General features: G+C 64.8%; 1 protein-coding gene and 1 pseudogene. One reads left to right on the forward strand and one right to left on the reverse strand.

Features of this window, described 5'->3' with window-relative positions:
- Nucleotides 1–615: 615 nt before the first annotated feature.
- Nucleotides 616–1,070 (reverse strand): annotated as a pseudogene (locus ABN028_RS35085) (SAM-dependent methyltransferase).
- Nucleotides 1,071–1,421: 351 nt separating this feature from the next.
- Between ABN028_RS35085 and ABN028_RS35090 the strand changes: the two are divergent.
- Complete coding sequence (locus tag ABN028_RS35090) at nucleotides 1,422–1,607, forward strand: hypothetical protein (protein ID WP_349699652.1); 186 nt, start codon at nucleotides 1,422–1,424, stop codon at nucleotides 1,605–1,607.
- Nucleotides 1,608–2,267: the final 660 nt, after the last annotated feature.

Raw genomic sequence — 2,267 nt, forward strand, 5'->3', positions numbered from 1 at the left:
CCAACGGCCGAACAAACACCTCAGGCTTACGAGCCATCACCACCTCCAGCAGCAAGCCTCCAGACTCACCACCGGACCGGTCAACACGACACGATTACGTCATCAACGTTTCCGGATGAGGCACTAGACCTTGCTAGTGATATCGTTACGCCTTAAAAATAAGGGACAACTCGCCGGTGACGCCCTTGGTGGCAAGGCCTCTGCGAGTGGCCCAAAGACGAAAACTATTTTATTTTTAAGGAGATTTCACAGTCAGGCCAGTCTTGACAGTGCGGCAATGGCGAGTTTCCCTTGCGCGCAAGGGATGCTAACGCTGTATGGCTTGCCGTAACACGCACGTATTACATGTTGCGGGCGCCAACCGAGAGGCTGGCAGATAGGCGGGGCCGGCCTTTGGGGTTTCCTCGCCGGGCAGCACCGCACGGCGGAGCCGAGCCCAACAAACCACCTCATAACGTTCGTATCGTTTCGTTTTGTTTATATTGATATGAAACGAAGCCTAGATTGGCCTCATGGCAGACCAGCAGAGACCGGGCGGTGGGTTAGGGTCTCCGGCGGTTCGACGCATCAGGGGAACCAACGCGTGTCCGGCACGCACCCCCGACACGCACGTCGTCAGATGACGGGCCGTGTACGACGTTGGCGGCGTGGGAGAGGGCGAGGTGGCTGCCGGAGGGCAGCGATGCCATCAGCTCGCCGAGGATCGCCTTGGCTTGGGGTGTCGGTTACGTGGTGCAGGATCCCCATGAGCGTGACGGCGACCGGCTGGTCGAGGTCGAGCGTTGCCGCGGCGGCGTCGAGGATGCCGCGGGGTCGCGGCGGTCGGCTTCGATGTACGCGGTTGCGTCCTCTGCCGTGCTTACGAGCAATGCCCGCGCGTGCACGAGCACCAGGGAATCGTTGTCGACGCAAACGACACGCGATTCCGGTGCGATCGCGTGTGCTACTTCGTGGGTGTTGTTGGCCGTCAGCAGCCCGGTGCCGATGCCGAGGAACTGGCGCACGCCGGACTCGGCGAGAAACGCGACCGACCGCCGAAACCGGCTGGTTCCACCTACGTGCGTTGACACCTGGCATACGCCTGGTGGAGACGGTCACGGATCCGGACCTGGCGCGCCCCGGCGTCGGTCTCGTCATCCCCACGGAACAGGCGCCGCAACCGCGTTGGCCGGCGTCGACGCGGCGACCACGGCGTTCGTCGGTGTCTACAGCCGGCGGCTACCTGAAACAAGGTCATCGTTCGCGCTAATCGCTGTACCGATCTTCCTCACCCCTGGTGTCGCGGTCCAGACACGCCGAAGTCGACCCACCCCCACACCGCGCCCGGGAGCGGAGAGCGGAGAGCGGAGAGCGGAGAGCGGAGAAGGAAGATACTCGGTCGGGCGGCGGCGCGGTGCCTTGCCTGTGGTTTCGGTGGTGGGTTGGGGGAGTCGTTCGCGGAGGTCGTCGAGCTTTGTGGCGTGTTCGGTGCGGAGATCGTCGAGTCGTTGTTGCGCGGCGGTCCGGTCGGCCTCGGCTTGGGCGCGGGCGGCGGCCAGATCGGCGCGGACCTGGAGAGTTCGGTCTGGAGCGCGTCCCGGTTTGCGGTGGCGTCGCGGAGTTGGTAACGCTGCTCGGCGGTCTGTGTGGTGAGTTGTTCGACGGGGAAATTCTGCTCGGCTGACGGCCCGCTCGGCGGTCTCGGCACGTTGGAGCTGATGGCCTGCTGCCGCTCGAGCTGGACGGCGAGCAAGTCGCGTTCAGGCGCCAGGTCGGCGGTTTCTGGCGGGCGGCGGTCAGTTGCCGTGCCAGGTCGTCGCGTGCGGTGGTGGCAACGATCAGCTGGTCGCGGGTCGCCTCCAGCTGGGCTGCGGTCTGCCGCAGCTGTTCGGCGGCATGGTCCCGGTCGGCGCCGGTCTGCTCGAGCTCGCGGACCTGTTCGAGCTGTTCGCCGAGTTGCTCGGCGCGCGCATTGGCTGTAGCGGGGCTGGGATGTCTGGCAGGCCGAACGGCACCGACGCGGCGAGATCGGCCAACGAGCTGCCCACAGCGACAATCCGTTCCGACCACGCTGACGACCGGAACGGAAGTCCGGCCTGTTCAGCAAACTGGACACCGTAACGGTGTTCATGGAGGCGTTGTTGCCAACACCCCGGCCCTTAGCCTCGATCCGTGGGCCCGGTGATGTGATGATCTTTGTTGTGGAGTTGGCGGTGGCTGGCTTTCACCGGGTAGGGCGTGGCTGCTGGTCTGTCCAGCTTTTCCACTTGGTTGTTCGGTCGGGCCGG

Source organism: Actinopolymorpha sp. B17G11 (assembly GCF_040196095.1).
In the GTDB taxonomy this organism is placed as follows: domain Bacteria; phylum Actinomycetota; class Actinomycetes; order Propionibacteriales; family Actinopolymorphaceae; genus Thermasporomyces.